This is a genomic window from Pacificoceanicola onchidii, from assembly GCF_004804335.1.
GTDB classification, from domain to species: Bacteria; Pseudomonadota; Alphaproteobacteria; order Rhodobacterales; family Rhodobacteraceae; genus Pacificoceanicola; species Pacificoceanicola onchidii.
Window position 1 is genome coordinate 534,384 of the sequence record NZ_SRXY01000003.1, and the last position, 19,996, is coordinate 554,379.

Genomic DNA, 19,996 nt, shown 5'->3' on the forward strand with positions numbered 1-19,996 from the left:
CGGCGGGCAGGGGCGTATCCTCCCTGCCATGGTCCGACGTCGCACCCCGCTTTCCAGAACCCGCCGCTCCGGCCCGCTGTCATGGCGGGTGCGCGCGGCGTTGCTTGGTCTTGCGGTCGCGGCATTTGCGACGATCTGGGTCACCAACACACTGCTCACGGATCGCTTTACCGAAACCACGCGCAACCGCGCGGAACTCCGGCTTGCGCTATACTCCGGGAACCTGATTTCCGAGCTGCGCCGCAACGCGATTGTGCCGCAGCTTCTGGCGCGCGATGCCGCGCTGATCGGGGCCCTGAACGCTCAGGATTATACCCAGAGTTCTCAACGCCTTATCTCATTTGTGGATGAGATCGGCGCGGCCTCCCTGATGCTGCTGGATGCGGACGGGCGGACTGTTGCCGCCACGGATCGCAACCGGCTGGGCGAGACGCACAAGAGCCTTGCGTATTTCGTCGACCCGCTGCGTTCCTCGACCACTGTGTTTACCGTGATCGAACGCGAAGCGGGTGGCTTTCGCTTCACCTATTCACGCCGCGTCGAGAGCCAGAACCAGGCAATTGGCGTCATCGTGGTTGAAGTGGATCTCGCCAAGTTCGAGCGCGCCTGGGCCGGAATTTCCGACGCGGTCATGGTGACGGACAGCGACGGGCGCATCATTCTGGCCACCGAACCGCGCTGGCGCGGGCTGACAACACCCGAAGCGCTGGAGCGGCAACCGGCGGAAAACGCCATTGAACGCGCGATCCGGGCAACCTCGGATTGGACCAGCGACGAGCCGGACGCTTATCTCTCGGGTGAGGCGGTGATGCGCATCGACGGGCGGATCCCGTTCCGCGGCTGGACGCTGACAACCTTCACCACCTATGCCTCCGTCCGCGAAAAGGTGAACGCAGTTCTGGCGCTGGAGATCATGGGCTTTGCCATTTTGGCCGCACTTGCCTTCTACTCCCTGTCCCGGAAAACCGCTGTGCGGATGGCGCTGTTTCAGCGTGAAAGTGCCGAACTTCGTGCCCTGAACGCCCGATTGCAGGCAGAAATGGCCGAGCGTGAGCGGGTGCAGGAGAACCTCGCGGTCGCTGAACAGTCGCTCGCGCAGTCCTCGAAACTGGCTGCCTTGGGCGAGATGTCGGCGGCTGTGAGCCACGAGTTGAACCAACCGCTCGCGGCGATGAAGACATATCTTGCAGGCGCGCGCCTTCTGCTTCGCCGCAACCGTCCCGAAGAGGCGCTCTCTGCCTTCCACCGCATTGACGATCTGATCGAACGCATGGGCGCAATCACCCGCCAACTCAAATCCTACGCCCGCAAAGGGCAGGAGGCCTTGAGCCCCGTCGATATGGCCGAAGCGCTTGCCTCATCGCTTTCCATGATGGAGCCGCAGCTCAAATCCCGCCGCGTCAAGATCTCCCGCATCCTGCCGGATGATGCGGTGCGCGTCATGGGTGACCGGATGCGGATCGAGCAGGTTCTGGTCAACCTCTTGCGCAACGCGCTCGACGCCACCAAATCCGTAGATGACCCGCAGGTCGAGATCATTCTCGCCGCCGGGGAAACGGCAACGCTGTCCGTGCGCGACAATGGCCACGGGATCGAGGATCTGGAATCGCTGTTCGAGCCTTTCTACACCACCAAACAACCGGGCGACGGCGTTGGTCTGGGCCTCGCGATCTCTTCGGGGATCGTGGCTGACCTCGGCGGCCGCCTGACCGCCCGCAACTCCGAACGCGGCGGTGCGGTTTTTGAAATGCAACTGCCGGTGCTCAATGAGAGCTCCGAGGCAGCGGAATAAGGAAAAATCATATGTCCACAGCCATGAAAATCGCCATCGTCGATGATGAAAAGGACATGCGCCAATCGATCAGCCAATGGCTGGCGCTCTCGGGCTATGACACCGAAACCTTTGCCAGCGCCGAAGAGGCTCTGGGCAGCCTTGGCGGCGACTATCCGGGCATCGTGATCTCGGACATCAAGATGCCGGGCATGGATGGCATCCAGTTCCTGAAAAAGCTGATGGGCGCGGATTCCGCGCTGCCGGTCATCATGATCACAGGCCACGGTGATGTGCCGATGGCAGTGGAGGCCATGCGCATCGGTGCCTTCGACTTCCTTGAGAAACCGTTCAATCCGGACCGCATGTCGGAACTGGCGAAGAAAGCGACCAACGCGCGCCGTCTGACCCTCGACAACCGCGCGCTGCGCCGGGAACTGGCCGGGGGCGAACAGATCATGCGCAAGCTGATCGGCGCGTCTCCGGTGATGGAGCGTCTGCGCGAAGACATCCTCGATCTCGGGCAGGCTGATGGCCACGTCCTGATCGAAGGTGAAACCGGCACCGGTAAAACCCTTGTCGCCCATGCTCTGCATGCGGTTGGCGCGCGGGCCGGCAAGAAATTCGTTTTGGTCAGCTGCTCTGCCCTCGATGAAGACGCCCTGATGCACCGGCTCTTTGGCCCGATGCAGCCTGAAGAAAGCCGCCTGCCAGCGATCGAGGAAGCGCGGGGCGGCACATTGGTGCTTGAAGACATCGAGTCGCTCAGCGACGCGGCGCAGGCCCGTCTGCTCTCGCTCCTTGATGAACAGGGCAACCCACCGGAAACCCGCGTGGTCGCGATCTGCAACCTGCAGGATGAAGGGCGCACCTGCGAAAGCGCCATGCGGCCGGACCTCTTCTACCGTCTCGCTGCGCTGAAAATCACCGTCCCGCCGCTGCGTGCCCGCGGCGAAGACATCCTGACGCTCTTTACCCGCTTGTCTGAACAATTCGCCGACGAATACGGCTGCGATGCGCCCAAGGTGTCCGCCCAGGAAGCGGCGCAACTTTTGCAAGCGCCCTGGCCGGGGAATGTGCGCCAGTTGATCAACCTCGCCGAACGCGCGGTGCTGCAATCGCGGCGCGGGCAGGGCACCATCGCTTCACTTCTGATGAGCGATCATGATCAAATGCAACCGGTCATGACGACCGAAGGCAAACCCCTGAAGGAATATGTCGAAGCCTTTGAACGCATGTTGATTGACAACACGATGCGCCGTCACAAAGGCTCGATTGCACAAGTCATGGAAGAGCTTTGTCTGCCGCGCCGGACGTTGAACGAGAAAATGGCCAAATACGGTTTGCAGCGCGCAGATTACCTCTGAGCCAGCGCGTATGTTCACCTGCGGGACCGAGGGGCCAGCCCCTCGGACTCCCCGGGATATTTTGAGCACAAAGAAACAAGGCTATGAGCCCCCAGTTTCTTTGTGCCGCAAATATCCTGGGGTGAATGGCTGCAGGCCAGAGGGGCAACGCCCCTTACCCAAAAAACAAAGCGCCCGGCCATAGGCCGGGCACCGTGTAACAGCAATCTGGTGCAGGGTTAGTGCAGCAGGCGACCCATGGCGCCCGCAACATCGGCCATGCGCGCCGAGAAACCCCATTCATTGTCATACCATGCCAGAACCCGGACGAGGCGTTTGCCCGTGACCTTGGTCTGGTCCGGGGCGAAGATGGACGATTCCGTGGTGTGGTTGAAGTCGATGGAAACCTTGGGCTCTGCATCATAGCCCAGAACCATGCCCATGTGACCGGCAGCGGCCTCTGCAACCACTTCGTTCACGTTCTCAACAGTGACGTCTTTGCCCGCGTAGAATGTCAGGTCCACGGCGGAGACGTTAGGTGTCGGCACGCGCATGGCGGTGCCGTCGAGTTTGCCCTTGAGGTTCGGCAGGACTTCACCCAGCGCTTTTGCCGCACCGGTGGAGGTCGGGATCATCGCCATGGCGGCGGCGCGGGCGCGGTAAAGATCCTTGTGGCGGCGGTCCAGCGTCGGCTGGTCGCCGGTGTAGCTGTGGATCGTGGTCATGATCCCGCTTTCGATGCCGATGGCTTCGTCCAGTACCTTCGCCAGCGGCGCAAGGCAGTTGGTGGTGCAGGACCCATTGGAAATCACAGTGTCGCCAGCAACAAGGTCACGATGGTTGACGCCGTAGACGATGGTTTTCTGAACGTTCTTGGCCGGTGCGGAGATCAGCACTGATTTGGCGCCGCGCGACATGTGGCCCTTGGCTTTCTCACCGTCGTTGAACTTGCCGGTGCATTCGAGAACGACATCGCAGCCGCCCCAGTCAAGCTCGTTCATCTCGTAGGAAGACATCACGTCGATCGGGCCACGGCCGAGGTCCATGGTGTTGTCGGTGACGCGCACCTCGCCGGGGAAACGGCCATGCACGCTGTCGTAGCGCAGCAGGTGGGCGTGGGTCTCGAGGGGGCCGGGGGCGTTGATCCTGACGACCTGCACATCATTGCGCGCGCTCTCCGCGATATGGGCGAGGGTGCAGCGGCCGATGCGGCCAAATCCGTTGATACCTACCGTGACGGTCATGCGCGTGTCTCCGATCAATACGTTCGTTACCGTGCGGTATAGGGGGGCATGCTGCCTGTGCAAAGTAAATTAGTGTTTCACGACAGTGTGTTAGCGGTAAACCTGCAGCTTTCCGCCGTGGTTGCGCTAACTGTTTCCGACGTTTGCGTTAACGCGCGAGGCTGTAACAATGAAGCGGGGGAATCAGTCAGGCGCTATCAGGACTTTTGGGGTGTCTTGCACCCGCCGCAAAGGCGGATAGAGTGCGCAGCACGGGTTACGGGAGTTAAGAGCATGAGCGGTCTTTTGGCGCTATTGGATGATGTTGCGGGGATCGCCAAGGTTGCGGCGGCCTCTGTGGACGATATCGCAACGGCGGCGGCCAAAGCCGGCACCAAAACCGCAGGTGTGCTGATCGATGACGCCGCCGTAACACCGAAATACGTGCAAGGCTTTGAACCGGCACGGGAATTGCCAATCATCTGGCGCATTGCGCGGGGCTCGCTGTTCAACAAGCTGGTCATTCTGCTGCCCGCTGCGCTGCTTTTGGCGACATTTGCGCCCTGGATGGTTCCGCCGCTCCTGATCCTTGGCGGCAGTTACCTGTGTTTCGAAGGGGCGGAGAAGATTGCGCATGTGGTCCTGCCGCATGATGACCACTCCGGCGGGCCGGATGGGAGCCATGACATTGGCGATCCGATGCACCTTGAAGAAGAGAAAATTCAAGGTGCGATCAAGACGGACTTCATTCTCTCAGCGGAAATCATGACGATTTCGCTTTCTGTGATTGAAAGCACCAACATCTGGATGCAAGGGGCGACCCTGGCCGTTGTTGGTGTGATGATCACCTTTGCGGTCTATGGCGCGGTGGCGATTATCGTGAAGATGGACGATGTGGGCCTGTGGCTGAGCCAGTCGGCCGGACTTGCTCTGATCCGGTCCTTGGGACGGGGGATCGTCAAGTTCATGCCGTGGCTCCTGAAAGCCTTGATGGTGGTTGGTACGGCGGCGATGCTCTGGGTTGGTGGCTCGATCATCGTGCATTCGCTGGCGCAGATGGGCTACCCGGCGCTGGAAGAATACATTCATCATCTGGCCGTGGACTACGGCGGTGGCCAGCCTTTCATGGAGTGGGTGATCACGGCAGCCATTGATTTTGTTCTCGGGTTGCTTTGGGGGCTTTTGCTGATCCCGGTTGGGGTCAAGGTCGTGGCGCCGATCTGGTCCGCCTTGTTTGGTGGCAAGAAGGATGCCGGGGCGCATTGAGGGTTTGGCCTGAAGCGGTTGTTTCTTGCACCCAAGCGCGGAATCAAGGCCGCAGGCCGCCGCGCCATCGACGGGCCGTCCCTGCGGCACGGCGATTGGGTTGTCGTATCGTGCCACACTGGTCTAGCGCGCCAGCTACAGGGATAAACCGAGGGGATCAGAGGCAGCATCGCCGTACCACGGCCCGTCGATGGCGCGGCTTGTTCTTCAGTCACGAGGTCCCGGATCAAATCCGGGACGGTGCACCCAATGACCGCTCACGGCCAAAACCTCACAAAAGCGCCATGCGTTCCGCCCGCTCAGGGTCCGGGAACGGCCGGTAGAGGCCGAAATCGGCATTCAGGATCAGATCGTGAACGGCGCGGTAAAGCTTGTCCACGTCTTCGTCCTGGGCACCCAGGGTGAAAAAGGCCTGATCGAGCATCGACAGATCCTCAACGGCGATCTGCAGCAGAAAATCCCGGTGACTGTCTGACGCGAGGTTCAGTTTGCGTCGGTATAACTGCCAATCGAGGATAACGCCCTTGGACTTCAGATGTCCCATCCAGTCATCAAGAGCCTTGGCAAATTTGAGGGCAACCCCATCATTCCGCAGATCGATCGAGCAGGTGTAGAGATTCATCGCGGGCCTCCATTCCGCGAGGGTTATGAAGGCCCGAGGTTAATTTGAGCTTATTCTTCGGCCGGGCTTTCGCCGCCGTCGTCTTCTTCGCTCTGTTCGGCGATCCAGGCCACCGAGACAACCTCTTCGCCTTTGCCGGTGTTGAACACTTTCACGCCGCCCGCGCTGCGGGAGCGGAAGGAGATGCCGTCAACGGGGCAGCGGATCGATTGCCCGGTGGAGGTGGCGAGCATGATCTGATCGTCCATTTCGACCGGGAAGGAGGCAACGATATCGCCGCCGCGCATGGATTTCTCCCACGCGGTGACACCCTGGCCGCCGCGTCCGCGCACAGGATAATCATGGCTGGAGGACAGCTTGCCGAGGCCTTTGGCGGTGATCGTCAGGATCAGATTCTCTGCCGCCGACATCTCCGCATAGCGTTCCTGCGCCAAAGGCGCATCCGCATCGCCGTCTTCGTCGCTGGCCTCATCCTCTGTCACACCGGCCATCAGGCGGCGCATCTTGAGGTACGACGCACGCTCGTCGCTTTCCGCGTCGAAGTGGCGGATGATCGACATCGAGACAACCTCCGCCCCTTCGGCCAGCCGCACACCGCGCACACCGGTCGAGTTGCGCGAGTTGAAGATGCGCACATCCGGCACCGGGAAACGAATGGCACGGCCGGAGTTGGTCACCAGCATCACGTCATCGTCTTCGGAGCAGATGCGGGCGTTGATCAGGCGGGTATTCTCGTCCTCGCCTTCGAACTTCATGGCGATCTTGCCGTTTGACTTCACATTGGTGAAATCAGACAGACGGTTGCGCCGGACAGACCCCTTGGAGGTGGCAAAGACAATCTGTAGATCGTCCCACTCTTTTTCGTCCCGGTCCACAGGCATGATGGCGGCAATCGACACGCCCTGCGGGATCGGCAGGATGTTGACAATCGCCTTGCCCTTGGATGTGCGCCCGCCCTGCGGCAGACGCCATGTCTTGAGCTTGTAGGCCATGCCATCGGTGGTGAAGAACAGCAGCTGCGTGTGCGTGTTGGCGACGAATAGGTTCGTCACCACATCGTCGTTCTTCATCGCGCCGCCCGACAGCCCTTTGCCGCCACGCTTCTGCGCGCGGAAATCGGCCAGAGCGGTGCGTTTGATGTAGCCCTCTGCGGTGACGGTCACGACCATGTCTTCGCGTTCGATCAGGTCCTCGTCATCCATATCGCCGGCCCATTCGACAATCTGGGTGCGGCGCGGGACGGCGTAGTTTTCGCGGATTTCCGTCATCTCATTGGTGATGATCGCCATGATCCGCTCACGGCTGGACAGGATATCAAGGTAGTCCTTGATCTTGGACGCCAGTTCTTCAAGCTCGTCGGTGACCTCTTTGACGCCAAGCTGCGTGAGACGCTGCAGACGCAACTCAAGGATCGCGCGGGCTTGTGTTTCACTGAGGTTATAGGTGCCGTCGTCGTTCGCTTTATGAGTCGGATCGTCGATCAGCGCGATGTAGGGCAGGATTTCCTCGGCGGGCCAGCGGCGCGCCATCAGTTTTTCGCGGGCCTCGGCCGCATCGGCAGAGGCGCGGATGGTCTGAACCACCTCGTCGACATTCGCAACCGCCACGGCCAGACCACAGAGGATATGTGAGCGCTCGCGCGCTTTGCGCAGCAGATAAGCCGTGCGCCGCGCCACAACGTCTTCGCGGAAATCGATAAAGGCCGACAGGAACCCGCGCAGCGTCAGTTGCTCCGGCTTGCCGCCGTTGAGCGCCAGCATGTTGCAGCCAAAGGAGGTCTGCATCGGCGTAAAGCGGTAGAGCTGGTTCAACACCACCTCTGCCGTCGCATCGCGCTTCAGTTCGATCACGACGCGCACGCCGTCGCGGTCGGATTCGTCCTGAACGTGGGCGATGCCTTCGATCTTCTTGTCACGCGCCGCCTCGGCGATGCGCTCGATCATCGTGGACTTGTTCACCTGATAGGGGATCTCGTCGATGATGATCGCGTAGCGGTCCTTGCGGATTTCCTCGATGCGCGTCTTGGCGCGGATGATCACAGAGCCGCGGCCCTCAAGATACGCCTTGCGCGCACCAGAGCGGCCAAGGATCACACCGCCCGTGGGGAAATCCGGGGCAGGGATGTACTCGATCAGATCTTCGGACGACAGATCCGGGTTCTCCATCAGAGCCAGTGTCGCGTCGATCACCTCGCCAAGGTTATGCGGCGGGATGCGCGTTGCCATACCGACGGCGATACCCTCGGCCCCGTTGACGAGAACGTTGGGATAGCGCGCGGGCAGGACCGTCGGCTCCATGCGCTCGTTGGCATAATTCGGCACGAAATCGACGGTTTCCTTGTCGATGTCCTCAAGCAGCGCCTCGGCCACCTTTTGCAGGCGGCTTTCGGTGTAACGATAGGCGGCGGGCGGATCGCCATCCATGGAGCCAAAGTTCCCCTGACCGTCGATCAGCGGCAGGCTCATAGAGAAATCCTGTGCCATCCGCACCAGAGCATCATAGACCGCGCCGTCCCCGTGCGGGTGGTAGCGGCCCATGACATCGCCCACCGCCGTCGCGCATTTGCGATAGGGTTTGGCGCGGGTCTGGCCGTTCTCCCACAGCGTATAAAGGATGCGTCGATGCACAGGTTTTAACCCGTCGCGCAGATCGGGAATCGCACGGCTCACGATCACGCTCATGGCGTAATCGAGATAGCTGTTCTTCATCTCGTTTTCGATCGAGATCGAAGGCCCACTGTAGGCGGGGCGATTTTCTTCTTCGTTTTCAGGGGTTTCGGGCGTGTCGCTCACGAGTGGGACCTGCTGTTCTGGGGTCTATATCTTGTTGTGGGACCTTATACCCCAGACAAGTTGTAGGGTGCAATGGCGCTGGTATCCGGGCCTTTGGCAGCCGGGGCCGCGCTCTGCTAACACACTGTTTTTATTGAAAAGTAAAGATTTGCCCGGCACCATGGTTTCAGAGCAGCAAAAGAGGCAGACCCATGAAGGAAAGCGAAACGGAACTGATGCTCAAGGGATACGGGCTGACCACGGCAGAGGTGTTCTACCACATGCCCGATTACACCCATGTTCTGAATACATTTGTCTGGCAGGAGTATGATCTGGCACCGGACCATCCGCGCTTGTTCAAGTTCATCGAGTTCTGGCAGGATGAAATCGAAGGTCCGTTACATTCGATCCGCTTCACCCACCGCAAGATGATCTCACCGGGCGAATGGCGCAACGTGGTGGGCGAATTTCGGTACCACTGATCATTGATCCGGCGCGCCGGTTTCTTTGGGCCCGAAATACCTCAGGGTGAATTGGCCCGAAGGGGCAAGAGGGGCAGCGCCCCTCAGGCCGTTTGGTTCAGGGAATGATCCGGGTGTATTTCACGCCTTCCAGCGTGGCACCAAGATGCAGGCCGGACTGGCCAAAGATCACGGCAATCACCGGCGCGAGCGACGTGGTCGTCTCTGCGGCCAGCGTTTCACCCTGCGCGGGCGTTGCGTATTCGATATTGGCCCCGGCGGCATAGCCCGGCGAGCGGCGGAAGGTTTCAAGCGCCGCCTCGGTCATAAAGAACAGCACGTGGCTGTACTGCTGGCCACCGATCTGCAAACCGCCCGAGGCCTTTGCGACCGAGTAATAATCCACTGTTGCGCCGCCGACGCGCAGCGCGCCGCGACCGTACCCGCCGCCAAAGCCGAACCCGGCCTCGGTGACCAGCGGCATCACCAGAATGCCGGTGGATTTCGCCGCGAGATTGCGGGTGGCGGGATAATCCGCGTAAAGCTGGCTCAGCGTGGTATCAACCCGCGCATCAATGGTCGCCGGGCCACGCCCGCCAATACCATTGCCGCAGGCCGCCACGAGGGGCAGGGCGCCAAGCCCCAAAAGGGTGTTGCGTCTGGAAAGTGTCATCTCACTGCTCGTTGTTGTGTTGCATGGCCTCAGGTCCGGCTGTCTCGCCGGTTGACGTAGAGTATAGGCGGTTGCCGCAGCCCTGTCACGCTTGAGAATGCGGCGTGGGCGGGATGTTGCTGCGCATGGGGGTTAGCCGTTCAGCAATTTCGCCGCTGCCGGGGCGAAATAGGTCAACACGCCGTCGCAGCCCGCGCGTTTGAAACTCATCAGGCTTTCGAGCATGACCTTCTCAGCGTCGACCCAGCCGCGCTCGCCCGCGCCCGCCAGCATCGCGTATTCGCCAGAAACCTGATAGGCAAAGGTCGGCGCGCCGAACATTTCCTTGGCGCGGCGGCAGATGTCCAGATAAGGCATGCCGGGTTTGACCATGACCATATCCGCGCCTTCGGTCAGATCCCGGTGAATGAGCCGCATGGCCTCGTCCGAATTGCCCGGATCCTGCTGATAGGTCTTCTTGTCGCCTTTGAGCGCGCCGGACGCGCCCACGGCGTCCCGAAACGGGCCATAAAACGCGCTGGCGTATTTCGCGGCATAGCTCAAAAGCATGACGTTCTGATGGCCGGCGCCTTCCAGTCCGGCACGCAGCGCGCCGATGCGCCCATCCATCATATCGGACGGCCCTATGATGTCCGCGCCAGCATCGGCCTGCGACAGCGCCTGCTTGACAAGGGCTTCGACCGTGCGGTCATTGACGATCTCGCCATTCTCGACAAAGCCATCATGGCCGTTGATGTTATACGGATCGAGCGCCACATCGGTCATGATCGCCATCTCCGGCACAGCGGCCTTGATCGCCCGCGTGGCGCGGTTCGAAAGATTCTCCGGGTTCCAAGCCTCGGCGCAATCCTCTGTTTTCAAAGACGGATCGGTGTAGGGAAACAGGCAGATTGCCGGGATGCCGAGGGCAAAAGCGTCCTTTGCGGCCTCCACCACCTTGTCCACCGACAGCCGGTTGACGCCGGGCATGGAGTGGATCGGCTCGACCATCCCGATCCCGTCGCGCACAAACACCGGCCAGATGAAGTCAGCCGGGGACAACGTGGTCTCCTGCACCAGCGCGCGAATAGCGGGCGTGCGGCGTGTGCGGCGCAGGCGTGTGGCAGGAAAAGCGGCAATTGTCGGCTTCATGGGGCTTGGTCCTTGTAAACGCGCTCTTTGGGTGGCATGGAAAAGCCGCTCCGACAAGACCCGCGAGGCGCATTTTCGCGACCCGCGGCCAAAGCAGAAAGACAAGACGCTTGGACTGGTACAGCACCGTTTTCGAACTGATCGACATGCGCTCCTTTTCGAACCTGTGGTTCTGGATCGTGCTGGCGGTGGTCTGGTCCTCTGCGTCGCATTGGGTTCTGGGGGTGCCATTCGACATGGTCGCCCGTGCGCGCCGCAACGGCGGTCAGGCGGAACAGGATCTCGAAGATCTCGTGCGCATCAACACCAACCGTCTGATTTTTATCGCAGAAGAGGCCGGTCTGTGGATCACGGCCATCGGGTCTGCCTTGCTGACCGGGCTTGTGGTGCTGGGGATCGGGTACGACATCGAATTTGCGCAGGCGGTGTTTCTCTTGGCCTTTCCCATGAGCATGGTCGGCCTGCTCAGCCTGCACTCCTCGCGCAAGATTCAGGCCGGTGAAGGGCAGGGCGAGGCGCTCTGGCGGCGTCTGCGCATTCACCGCACCATCACGCAGTTCATCGGCATGTTGTCGATTTTCTTCACGGCGCTCTGGGGGATGTATCAAAACCTGTCGGCGCACGTTCTGCACTGACCCATTCGGCCATTGACGCCGCCCGGCGCGCGGGCCATGTCAGGCGACATGGCACAGAACAGCATCACCATCGGCGGCGCCCCCGAGGGCTTTGACGCAACGCTCTTGCTTCGCGAAATGGAGAAGGCCGGAGGGCCGGTCATCCATGTGGCGCGCGATGACAAACGGCTGGCGGCCATGCGCGATGCCTTGGCTTTCTTTGCGCCCGATGTGCCGGTGCTCAGCTTCCCGGCCTGGGACTGTCTGCCCTATGATCGCGTCTCTCCGAATGCCGACATCTCCGCCGCCCGCATGGCGACCTTGGCGGGGCTCGTGCACGGGATGCCGGGGCAGTATATCCTGCTGACCACGCTTTCCGCTGTGGGGCAATTTTTGCCCGCCCGCAGCGTTCTGCGAGAAGCGGCGTTTTCGGCCCGCGTGGGCGAGCGTGTGGATGAAGAGGCGCTGCGTAACTTCCTTGTCCGTATGGGTTTTTCCCAAGCGCCCACTGTGATGGAACCGGGGGATTACGCCATTCGCGGCGGGATCATTGACATCTTCCCGCCGGGCCATGGCGGGCCTGTTCGGCTTGATTTCTTTGGCGACATTCTCGATGGCGCGCGGCGCTTTGATCCGGCCAGCCAGCGCACCACCGAAACGCTCGACGTGATCGAGCTGGCCCCGGTCTCCGAGGTTATCCTCGACGACGCCGCCATCACGCGGTTCCGTCAAAACTATCGCATCGAATTTGGCGCAGCAGGCACGGACGATCCGCTCTATGAGGCGGTCAGCGCCGGGCGAAAACACCAGGGGATCGAGCACTGGCTGCCGTTTTTCCATGCCAAGTTGGAAACGCTGTTTGACTACCTGCCGAACGCGCCCGTGGTCATGGACGATCAACTCACCCCGGCGCGGCTTGCGCGGTGGGAGAGCATCGCCGACCAATATGAGACTCGCCGTCTCGCCATGGCGCAGAAAAAGACCATGGGCAGCAGCGTCTACAAACCGATCCCGCCGGATCAGTTGTATCTTGATGATGCCGCCTGGCTCGCGGCACTTGGGGATCGGCGCGCCGTGCAGTTCCACCCTTTGCCGCAGGCCAGCGGGCCTGGGGTTGTGGATGCAGGCGGCCGTATCGGGCGGTCTTTCTCGCCGGAACGGCAGCAGGAAAATATCAGCCTTTTCGGCGCTTTGGCCGCACATGTTAAAGCAAAGATGCAGGAAGGGCCGGTGGTCATCGCCTCCTATTCGGAAGGCGCGCGCGAGCGGCTTTCGGGGCTGATCGAGGACGAAGGTCTGGCGGAAGCCATCCCGATCAAGGACGGGGGTCGCATCGGCAAACGCGGTCTGCATCTGGCGATCTGGGCCTTGGAGGCGGGGTTTGAAGCGCCGCGTGAAGATGGGCGTTTGACAGTCATTTCCGAGCAGGACGTGCTCGGGGATCGCCTGATCCGGCAACCCAAGAAAAAGCGCCGCGCCGAGAATTTCCTCACTGAACACCAAAGCCTCAGCCCCGGCGATCTGGTGGTGCATGTGGACCACGGCATCGGGCGCTATCAGGGCATGGAGGTGATCACGGCGGCGGGCGCGGCGCACGAATGCCTTCTTCTGGAATATGCCGAAAGTTCAAAGCTTTACCTGCCGGTCGAGAACATCGAGCTGCTGTCGAAATACGGTCATGAAGAGGGGCTGCTGGACCGGCTTGGCGGCGGTGCTTGGCAGGCCAAGAAAGCCAAGCTCAAAGAGCGCATCCGCGAGATGGCGGACAAGCTTATCCGCATCGCCGCCGAACGCGCCTTGCGCAAAGCCCCGGTCATGGACCCGCCGCCCGGCGCGTTTGAGAGTTTTGCGGCGCGGTTCCCGTATCAGGAAACCGACGATCAGCTTTCGGCCATTGGCGACGTCATGGACGACATGCATTCGGGTCAGCCGATGGACCGCCTGATCTGCGGCGACGTGGGCTTTGGCAAAACTGAAGTGGCCATGCGCGCGGCTTTTGTTGCGGCCATGAGCGGCGTTCAGGTGGCTGTCATTGCGCCGACGACATTGCTCGCCCGCCAGCATTACAAGTCGTTTGCGGAAAGATTTCGGGGCTTTCCTGTACAGGTTGCCCCACTTTCGCGCTTTGTCGGCACGAAACAGGGCAATCTGACACGTGAAGGGATTTCCAAGGGAACCGTCGACATCGCTGTCGGCACGCACGCGCTTCTGGCCAAGGGCATTCGCTTCAACAACCTTGGCCTGCTGATCATCGACGAAGAGCAACACTTCGGGGTGCAGCACAAAGAGCGGCTGAAACAGCTGCGCTCGGACATTCACGTGCTGACCCTGACGGCCACGCCGATTCCGCGCACTTTGCAACTGTCGTTGACCGGGGTGCGGGACCTTTCGATCATCGGCACGCCCCCGGTGGACCGCCTCGCCATTCGCACTTACGTCAGCGAGTTTGACCCTGTGACCATCCGCGAAGCTTTGCTGCGCGAACACTATCGTGGCGGGCAATCCTTTTATGTCGTGCCGCGTATCGCAGATCTGCCTGAAATCGAAGAGTTTCTACGCGAGCAAGTGCCGGAGGTGTCCTACGTGGTTGCTCATGGCCAGATGGCGGCGGGCGAGCTTGATGACCGGATGAACGCCTTTTACGACGGCAAATATGACGTGCTGCTGGCGACAACGATTGTCGAATCCGGTCTCGATATTCCCACGGCCAACACCATGGTTGTGCACCGCGCGGACATGTTTGGCCTCAGCCAGCTTTATCAGATCCGCGGCCGCGTGGGTCGTTCGAAAACAAGGGCTTATGCCTATTTGACCACCAAGCCCCGCGCCAAGCTGACCGATACGGCGCAAAAGCGCCTGCGCGTTCTGGGCAGTCTCGACACGCTGGGAGCCGGGTTCAACCTTGCCAGCCAGGATCTCGATATTCGCGGGGCGGGGAACCTTCTGGGTGAAGAGCAGTCCGGGCAGATGCGCGATGTCGGGTACGAACTGTATCAATCCATGCTCGAAGAGGCGATTGCCAAGATCCGCTCCGGACAGATGGAAGGGCTCTCGGAAGCGGACGACCAGTGGGCACCACAAATCAACCTTGGCGTTCCTGTTTTGATTCCAGAGGATTACGTGCCGGACCTTGATGTGCGGCTGGGCCTCTACAGGCGGCTGTCCGGCTTGTCGACGAAGGTGGAGCTGGAAGGCTTCGCAGCTGAACTCATTGACCGCTTTGGCAAGCTGCCGCGTGAGGTGAACACGCTGCTTCTGGTGGTGCGGATCAAGGCCATGTGCCGCCGCGCTCATATCGCCAAACTGGACGGCGGGCCGAAAGGCGCGACAATCCAGTTCCATAACGATAAATTCCCGCGTCCCGAAGGGCTGGTGGAGTTTATCCGGGCGCAGAAGGAACTGGCCAAGGTCAAGGACAACAAGATCGTGGTGCGGCGCAACTGGAAGTCCGACAAGGACAAGATACAGGGCGCCTTTGCCATCGCCCGCGATCTGGCGGAAGCGGCTGGGACGATCAAGAAGCGGAAGGAAAAGAGCTGAGCGTTGAGGCCCCGGCTCAGGGCCGGGGCGGTTTCGCTTGCGGGATCAGCGCGGCAATGCGGCAGCTTCTGCCGCCAGCTCTTCGATTGCTTTCCAGTCCCCTTTGGTCACAAGATCCTTCGGTGCGACCCAGCTGCCGCCACAGCAGAGCACATTGGAAAGCGACAGGTAATCGCCGACATTCTTCGGCGAGACGCCACCCGTGGGGCAAAACCGTACCTGCGGGATCGGCGCGCCGATGGCTCCAAGCGCCTTTGCGCCGCCGTTGGCTTCTGCCGGGAAGAATTTCTGCACCGTGTAGCCGCGCTCCAGCAGACGCATGACCTCGGAGGAGGTCGCCGCGCCGGGCAGGAGTGGCAGGTCGGCTTCTTCGCAGGCGCCCAGGATCGTATCCGTCGCGCCCGGGGAGACGCCGAACTTCGCGCCTGCCGCGACGGCCTTTGCCACATCCGCAGGGGTCAGCAGGGTGCCCGCGCCAACAACGCCGCCTTCGACCTTGGCCATTTCCGAGATCACGTCGAGCGCCGCCGGGGTGCGCAGGGTCACTTCCAGAACAGGCAGGCCTCCAGCCACCAGCGCTTCGGCCAGCGGGCGGGCGTGCGCCGCGTCATCGACCACGAGAACCGGGATCACCGGTGCGAGGCGGCAGAGCTGTTCGGATTTCTGGGAGGCTTCGGCGGGCGTGATCATGGCGCTGTCCTTGTGTGTCAGGCGGTCGATTTGGATATTTTTACAGAGAAGAAGACGCGGTCAAACCACTACGGCCGCGCCGTTCGACGACAGGCCGACGTTTTCGCGGAAGGCGGCGAATAGTTCGCGCCCGACACCGTGACCATTGTCGGTCAGGTCGGCTGTGACAGCGGTGCGGTTTTCGAAATCTTCTGCAAGGCAGTCGATTTTGCCGTTCACCGCGTCCACACGCAGGATGTCGCCGTCTTTGAGTCTCGCCAGCGGGCCTCCCTTGCTTGCCTCCGGTGCGATGTGAATGGCGGCGGGCACTTTGCCGGAGGCGCCGGACATGCGGCCATCGGTGACTAAGGCCACCTTGAGGCCACGATCCTGCAGCACCGCGAGGGTCGGTGTCAGCCCGTGCAGTTCCGGCATCCCGTTGCTGCTTGGTCCTTGGAAGCGGACAACGACAACGGTGTCAGAGGTGAATTCTCCGTTCCGAAAGGCGGTTTTGACGCTTTCCTGATCGTAAAAAATGCGCGCCGGGGCTTCAATGATGTGGCGTTCCGGGGCGACGGCCGAGACCTTCATCATGCCATGACCGACGTTTCCGATCAGCTGCTTGAGACCGCCCGTGGCCTGAAACGGCTCGGTGGCAGGGCGCAGGATACGGTCATTTTCCGTCACGCGCGGCCCGTCAACCCAAGTTGCGCGGCCTTCGGAGAGGCGCGGCTCTTGCCGGTAGTGGGAGAGGCCATCGCCCATGACGGTGCTGACGTCTTCGTGCAGCAGGCCGTTGTCGAGCAGTTCGGAGATCATGAACTGCAGACCGCCTGCCGCGTGGAAGTGGTTCACATCTGCCAGCCCGTTTGGATAGACCTTGGCCATCAGCGGCGTGGCATTGGAGATGTCGTCGAAGTCTTCAAGCTCCAGAACGATCCCGGCGGCGCGGGCCATGGCTGGCAGGTGCAGCACGAGGTTGGTCGAGCCGCCTGTGGCCATCAGGCCGACCATGCCGTTGACAAAGGCCTTGGCGTTCAGGATTTCCGAGACCGGGCGGTAATCGTTGCCGAGATTGGTGATCTCAAGCGCGCGTTTCGCCCCGGCGACGGTCAAAGCATCGCGCAAAGGCGTGTTCGGGTTCACGAATGACGCGCCGGGCAGGTGCAGCCCCATGAACTCCATGAGCATCTGGTTGGTGTTGGCGGTGCCGTAGAATGTGCAGGTTCCGGGGGCGTGGTAAGAGGCCATCTCGGCCTTCATCAAGGCCTCGCGGCCCACTTCGCCGGTGGCGAACTGCTGGCGCACCTTGGCCTTCTCGTCGTTGGGCAGGCCGGAGGGCATGGGGCCCGCAGGCAGGAAGATGCCGGGGATATAGCCAAAGGTGGCGGCCCCGATGATCAGACCCGGCACGATCTTGTCGCAGACACCCAGATACAGCGCGCTGTCAAAGACGTTGTGCGAAAGCGCCACCCCGGCGGCAAGAGCAATGACATCGCGCGAAAACAGCGACAGTTCCATGCCAACCTGACCTTGCGTGACCCCGTCACACATGGCCGGAACGCCGCCCGCCACCTGCGCTGTGCCGCCAGCTGCACGCGCTGTTTCGCGGATCAGGTCAGGATAACGTTCATAAGGCTGATGGGCCGAGAGCATGTCATTGAAAGCGGTGACGATGCCGATGTTCGGAGCCTTGCCCGTGGCCAGAGCGTCCTGATCCCCGGACATGGCCGCATAAGCATGGGCCTGGTTGCCACAACTGAGATGCGCGCGGCGCGGGCCTTCCTCGGCTGCGCGGCGCATGCGATCAAGATAGGTGTCGCGAAGCGGCTTTGAGCGCTCTTCGATGCGGGTTGTCACCCGGGCAATGGTATCGTTCAGCGGCATTGCAGTCTCCTTGCGGGCGCGCGGTGCGCCATGGCCTGGCACTGGCGCTGCCTTAAATCAGTTAGCGCTAACAGTAAAGGGGGTGAAAAGGTTTTGTTGCTTCCCAAGCCGGAAAAAGCGCGGTAAGCCGCCGCCATGAGTGAGCCAGCCAATCTTCCCGTCCTTCGCCTGAAACCCAAAGCCAACGCACGCGCGATCCGCCGCGGCGCGCCTTGGGTGTTTGACAACGAGTTGGTCATGGACCGCCGCTCGCGCGCGATTACGCCGGGCACCATTGCGCGGCTCGAAGACAATGAGCGCACGCCGCTGGGGCTGGTCGGGGTCAATACCAAGTCCAAGATCGTGGCGCGGATTCTGGACCGGGATCCTGCCGCTATTATTGACCGGACATGGCTGGAGGCCAAGCTTCGCAAGGCTCTGGAGATGCGCGAGCGTCTTTATGATGCGCCGTACTACCGGCTTGTTCATGCAGAGGCGGATGGGCTGCCCGGTGTGATCATTGACCGCTTTGGCGATGTGGCCGTGGTTCAGCCGAACGCGGCCTGGGCAGAGGTGCTGCTCGAGGATCTGACCGAGGCTTTGATGGCCGTTGTCGGTGTCACCTGCGTGATGAAGAACGCGGGCGGACGGGGCAGGGCGCTTGAAGGGCTCGACGACGAAGACGTGGTGTTGCGGGGAACAGCCCCCGATGCGCCTGTGCCCGTGGAGATGAACGGGGCCACGTATATGGCGGACCTGACCGGCGGGCAAAAGACCGGGCTGTTCTTTGACCAACGGGACAATCACGGCTTCGCGGCGCGCCTGTCGCAGGGCGCGCGCGTACTGGATGTGTTCAGCCATGTGGGGGGCTTTGCCCTGGCGGCGCTGGCGGGCGGGGCGTCCGAAGCGATGTCCGTTGATGGCTCGGCTCCGGCTTTGGCTCTGGCCGAGGAAGGCGCGGCGCGTATGGGCGCGCAGAGCCGTTTCACGACGCGGCAAGGCGATGCCTTTGACACGCTCACGGCTCTGCAAGACGAGGGCGCGCAATTCGAAGTGGTCATCTGTGACCCGCCCGCCTTTGCCCCCAACAAACCTGCCCTGGACAAGGGCCTGCGCGCCTATGAACGCGTGGCGCGGCTTGCGGCGCCTCTGGTGGCAGAAGACGGTTATCTGGTGCTCTGCTCGTGCTCCCATGCCGCCGATCTGAACGCCTTCACCGGGGCGTGCCTGCGCGGCATTGGCCGGGCCGGGCGGCGCGCACAGCTTCTTCACACCGGGCAGGCCGGACCGGACCATCCGCTGCTGCCACAGCTGGCGGAAAGCGGCTATCTCAAGGCGCTGTTCTTCCGACTGTGAAGGTTCTGCTCGACACCTGCGTGATCTACCCCACGGTGATGCGCGAAATGCTGCTTGGGGCGGCCCGCGCAGGGCTGTTCGAGCCGCTCTGGTCCGACCGGATCCTTGAAGAATGGGCGCGCGCTGCCCGCAAACTCGGCCCCGAAGGCGAGGCGCAGGCGCGCGGTGAGATTGCGCTTGCTTCAAGCGCTTGGCCGAAGGCTTCGGTGCGGTGGAAGCCGTCTTTGGAAGATCGGCTCTGGCTGCCGGATCCTGCCGATACCCACGTGCTGGCCGCCGCCATCGCCGGCTCGGCAGACGTGCTTGTGACCATGAATATCAAGGATTTTCCCGGGCAGATTCTCTCCGAAGAAGGTGTTGCCCGTGCCGATCCGGACGGGTTCCTACACGGGCTCTTGCAAGCCTCTCCCGAGGCGCTTGAGCGCGTTGGCGCACAGGTTCTGGATGAGGCGCGGCGACTTTCCGGCGAAGACTGGCAAATGCGCGCCCTGATGAAAAAGGCACGGCTTCCGCGTCTGGGCAAGGCGCTGGCCGGGTTGACCTGAGACAGGCGCACGGGGAGGCCCCGGATCGGGTCCGGCGCGGTGTCTCGCGGGTCTCTAACGCCGCATCACGCTTTCGCAAGTTCGCTGTAACGCGGCTATCGCGCCTCCCTTTCGCCTGCTACCCGGAAAGGACCTTAACGCG

General features: G+C 61.8%; 15 protein-coding genes. 8 read left to right on the forward strand and 7 right to left on the reverse strand.

From position 1 onward, the window contains the following. The first annotated feature begins 28 nt into the window (after positions 1 to 28). Both E4662_RS10835 and E4662_RS10840 read left to right on the forward strand, forming a co-directional pair. Positions 29 to 1,792: a sensor histidine kinase gene (locus E4662_RS10835; protein WP_136441542.1), complete on the forward strand. Its 1,764-nt coding sequence runs from the start codon at positions 29 to 31 to the stop codon at positions 1,790 to 1,792. Positions 1,793 to 1,803: 11 nt separating this feature from the next. Beyond that, positions 1,804 to 3,138 carry a sigma-54-dependent transcriptional regulator gene (locus E4662_RS10840; RefSeq protein WP_136441543.1) on the forward strand — a complete coding sequence of 445 codons (1,335 nt, stop codon included), beginning with the start codon at positions 1,804 to 1,806 and terminating at the stop codon, positions 3,136 to 3,138. A gap of 218 nt (positions 3,139 to 3,356) precedes the next feature. Here E4662_RS10840 and gap read toward each other — a convergent pair whose 3' ends face one another. After that, positions 3,357 to 4,361 carry a type I glyceraldehyde-3-phosphate dehydrogenase gene (gene gap / locus E4662_RS10845; protein ID WP_136441544.1) on the reverse strand — a complete coding sequence of 335 codons (1,005 nt, stop codon included), beginning with the start codon at positions 4,359 to 4,361 and terminating at the stop codon, positions 3,357 to 3,359. Positions 4,362 to 4,634: 273 nt separating this feature from the next. Here gap and E4662_RS10850 point away from each other — a divergent pair, with 273 nt between their 5' ends. Then, a complete protein-coding gene (locus E4662_RS10850; RefSeq protein ID WP_136441545.1) occupies positions 4,635 to 5,606 on the forward strand; it encodes a DUF808 domain-containing protein in 972 nt (323 codons plus the stop codon). 271 nt (positions 5,607 to 5,877) lie between these two features. On the opposite strand, the gene E4662_RS10855 is transcribed toward E4662_RS10850, so the two are convergent. Further along, positions 5,878 to 6,228, reverse strand: coding sequence for a DUF6614 family protein (locus E4662_RS10855; protein WP_136441546.1), 351 nt, complete (start codon positions 6,226 to 6,228; stop codon positions 5,878 to 5,880). 50 nt (positions 6,229 to 6,278) lie between these two features. After that, entirely contained in the window at positions 6,279 to 9,020 is a 2,742-nt protein-coding gene (gene gyrA, locus E4662_RS10860; protein ID WP_136441547.1) for a DNA gyrase subunit A, read from the reverse strand. 191 nt (positions 9,021 to 9,211) lie between these two features. Here gyrA and E4662_RS10865 point away from each other — a divergent pair, with 191 nt between their 5' ends. Then, positions 9,212 to 9,481, forward strand: coding sequence for an usg protein (locus E4662_RS10865; RefSeq protein ID WP_136441548.1), 270 nt, complete (start codon positions 9,212 to 9,214; stop codon positions 9,479 to 9,481). A gap of 97 nt (positions 9,482 to 9,578) precedes the next feature. On the opposite strand, the gene E4662_RS10870 is transcribed toward E4662_RS10865, so the two are convergent. Both E4662_RS10870 and hemB read right to left on the reverse strand, forming a co-directional pair. Next, positions 9,579 to 10,133: a lipid-binding SYLF domain-containing protein gene (locus E4662_RS10870; RefSeq protein ID WP_136441549.1), complete on the reverse strand. Its 555-nt coding sequence runs from the start codon at positions 10,131 to 10,133 to the stop codon at positions 9,579 to 9,581. Positions 10,134 to 10,265: 132 nt separating this feature from the next. Continuing rightward, the gene (hemB, locus tag E4662_RS10875; protein WP_136441550.1) at positions 10,266 to 11,264 is read right to left on the reverse strand and encodes a porphobilinogen synthase; all 999 of its coding nucleotides are present in this window, start codon (positions 11,262 to 11,264) and stop codon (positions 10,266 to 10,268) included. A 110-nt stretch (positions 11,265 to 11,374) separates the two neighbouring features. Between hemB and E4662_RS10880 the strand changes: the two genes are divergently transcribed. Together E4662_RS10880 and mfd are read left to right on the forward strand one after the other, a co-directional pair. Continuing rightward, positions 11,375 to 11,899: a component of SufBCD complex gene (locus tag E4662_RS10880; RefSeq protein WP_136441551.1), complete on the forward strand. Its 525-nt coding sequence runs from the start codon at positions 11,375 to 11,377 to the stop codon at positions 11,897 to 11,899. Positions 11,900 to 11,947: 48 nt separating this feature from the next. Next, positions 11,948 to 15,418 (forward strand): transcription-repair coupling factor, encoded by a 3,471-nt coding sequence (gene mfd / locus E4662_RS10885; RefSeq protein WP_136441552.1) that lies wholly within the window; start codon positions 11,948 to 11,950, stop codon positions 15,416 to 15,418. A 45-nt stretch (positions 15,419 to 15,463) separates the two neighbouring features. Here the strand turns inward: mfd and eda are convergent, their stop codons facing one another. Then, positions 15,464 to 16,108, reverse strand: a complete 645-nt coding sequence (gene eda / locus E4662_RS10890) for a bifunctional 4-hydroxy-2-oxoglutarate aldolase/2-dehydro-3-deoxy-phosphogluconate aldolase (protein ID WP_136441553.1) — start codon at positions 16,106 to 16,108, stop codon at positions 15,464 to 15,466. 60 nt (positions 16,109 to 16,168) lie between these two features. After that, positions 16,169 to 17,974 carry a phosphogluconate dehydratase gene (edd, locus tag E4662_RS10895; RefSeq protein ID WP_136441554.1) on the reverse strand — a complete coding sequence of 602 codons (1,806 nt, stop codon included), beginning with the start codon at positions 17,972 to 17,974 and terminating at the stop codon, positions 16,169 to 16,171. Positions 17,975 to 18,109: 135 nt separating this feature from the next. On the opposite strand from edd, the gene E4662_RS10900 reads away from it, so the two are divergent. Both E4662_RS10900 and E4662_RS10905 read left to right on the forward strand, forming a co-directional pair. Then, positions 18,110 to 19,309 (forward strand): RSP_2647 family RNA methyltransferase, encoded by a 1,200-nt coding sequence (locus E4662_RS10900; RefSeq protein ID WP_136441555.1) that lies wholly within the window; start codon positions 18,110 to 18,112, stop codon positions 19,307 to 19,309. Continuing rightward, positions 19,306 to 19,854, forward strand: a complete 549-nt coding sequence (locus E4662_RS10905) for an RSP_2648 family PIN domain-containing protein (protein WP_136441556.1) — start codon at positions 19,306 to 19,308, stop codon at positions 19,852 to 19,854. The genes E4662_RS10900 and E4662_RS10905 overlap by 4 nt, the downstream gene beginning before the upstream one ends. Positions 19,855 to 19,996: the final 142 nt, after the last annotated feature.

Excerpts from the sequence above, each read along its gene's own strand:
- E4662_RS10835 (WP_136441542.1), top strand. The coding sequence starts at position 29 with ATGGTCCGACGTCGCACCCCGCTTTCCAGAACCCGCCGCTCCGGCCCG.
- E4662_RS10840 (WP_136441543.1), top strand. The coding sequence starts at position 1,804 with ATGTCCACAGCCATGAAAATCGCCATCGTCGATGATGAAAAGGACATG.
- gap (WP_136441544.1), bottom strand. The coding sequence starts at position 4,361 with ATGACCGTCACGGTAGGTATCAACGGATTTGGCCGCATCGGCCGCTGC.
- E4662_RS10850 (WP_136441545.1), top strand. The coding sequence starts at position 4,635 with ATGAGCGGTCTTTTGGCGCTATTGGATGATGTTGCGGGGATCGCCAAG.
- E4662_RS10855 (WP_136441546.1), bottom strand. The coding sequence starts at position 6,228 with ATGAATCTCTACACCTGCTCGATCGATCTGCGGAATGATGGGGTTGCC.
- E4662_RS10865 (WP_136441548.1), top strand. The coding sequence starts at position 9,212 with ATGAAGGAAAGCGAAACGGAACTGATGCTCAAGGGATACGGGCTGACC.
- E4662_RS10870 (WP_136441549.1), bottom strand. The coding sequence starts at position 10,133 with ATGACACTTTCCAGACGCAACACCCTTTTGGGGCTTGGCGCCCTGCCC.
- hemB (WP_136441550.1), bottom strand. The coding sequence starts at position 11,264 with ATGAAGCCGACAATTGCCGCTTTTCCTGCCACACGCCTGCGCCGCACA.
- mfd (WP_136441552.1), top strand. The coding sequence starts at position 11,948 with ATGGCACAGAACAGCATCACCATCGGCGGCGCCCCCGAGGGCTTTGAC.
- eda (WP_136441553.1), bottom strand. The coding sequence starts at position 16,108 with ATGATCACGCCCGCCGAAGCCTCCCAGAAATCCGAACAGCTCTGCCGC.
- edd (WP_136441554.1), bottom strand. The coding sequence starts at position 17,974 with ATGCCGCTGAACGATACCATTGCCCGGGTGACAACCCGCATCGAAGAG.
- E4662_RS10900 (WP_136441555.1), top strand. The coding sequence starts at position 18,110 with ATGAGTGAGCCAGCCAATCTTCCCGTCCTTCGCCTGAAACCCAAAGCC.